Annotated in this window: 1 protein-coding gene; it reads right to left on the bottom strand. The window is 54.4% G+C overall.

Annotated features, from left to right (window positions below; translation table 11 throughout):
- Positions 1-187: 187 nt before the first annotated feature.
- Positions 188-709 (bottom strand): PEP-CTERM sorting domain-containing protein, encoded by a 522-nt coding sequence (locus AC3XQU_RS22660; RefSeq protein ID WP_489876423.1) that lies wholly within the window; start codon positions 707-709, stop codon positions 188-190.
- Positions 710-1,114: the final 405 nt, after the last annotated feature.

The following is a 1,114-nucleotide window of genomic DNA, read 5'->3' as shown; positions in this document are numbered from 1 at the left end:
GCTGCAACCAGTGTGAAAGTAGGTTATCGTCAGGCTAGTTATAAGCAAAACCCCACCAGTGATCTGGTGGGGTTTTTGCGTTTAGAAGCCCGCCGTTCGGATTCACATGATGGCCCCTCTCCTGATGGGCTTTTTTGCATTGTCGCTTGTACCTTCAAGACGCCGGCTTAGCACCGGCGCCCGAAGTTCAAGCCGCTTTCTTGCGGCGGCGCGACATCCAGCCCATCATGCCGAGTGCAGGCAGCAGCATCGCCATCGTTCCCGGCTCAGGTACGTCGGCCGCCAGGCTTGTCACCGAACCCGACATATTGCGCCATGGGGAGCAATTCATGCATTCCCAGCTCGAAGCAGTATTGATAGTGCGCATGTTGCCCGTTTCGCTCAAGGCTTCCAAGAAGGAAAACGTGATGTAACGGCGACCATCGCCAGGCATGATCGTGAAGCTGTTCGGGCCAAAGCCGTTGAAATACAGGCCGCTATTCGTCGAGTTGTAGTTGAACCCCGACAGCGCCGGGCCGGCGGTCACGATATCGAATGCCGACCAGGTCTTGGCCGTCGCGTCGACCGTGAACGAACCGGTGGCTGTACCGCCGTCCGTGAACGTGACATTGTCGAGAGTCCAAGTAATCGGAGCAGCGTGCGCGGACAGTGAGGCAGCGGCCAACACGAGGCCCGCGAAAAAACCCGTGCGAAGTTGAAGTCGTTTCATGTGAAGATCCCTAGTGATTTTTATCGGCTGTCTATTGGCCAATTGATTTAAGAGATCACCTCCGCTAAAGCAATGGCTGCTTCTGATATGCAACATTTATGCCAAGAGGAAATAGTCTTCAATATCAGTTACTTGCATTTGACAAGCAAAGGCAAGAGCTCGCCGGTGTAAAGACGGTCGACAAAGCAAGACTAGTCCCGCCCATACGCAGCTGGGGATGAGTATGTGATTCAGTATGTCGTTACCGGAAAATCCTGCTCCATCTTGTCGCCAATGTTCGAGACGGCTTTGCCGTCATGTTGACGCGGGCCGAGCGTGCGGGTCGCGTTGAATCGCCACGAGTTCAGTAGACACTCCTGAGCCTATAATTGTAGGTTCAAGGAGAAGGTATGAGCGGCAAGCGGT

The organism is Telluria sp. AZSoR62, assembly GCF_058111565.1.
The sequence above is the reverse complement of the archived record's forward strand: the minus strand, read 5'-3'. Positions and strand labels throughout refer to the sequence as shown.

Bases quoted from the DNA above. Each gene is read 5' to 3' on its own strand.
- AC3XQU_RS22660 (WP_489876423.1), bottom strand. From the start codon at position 709: ATGAAACGACTTCAACTTCGCACGGGTTTTTTCGCGGGCCTCGTGTTG.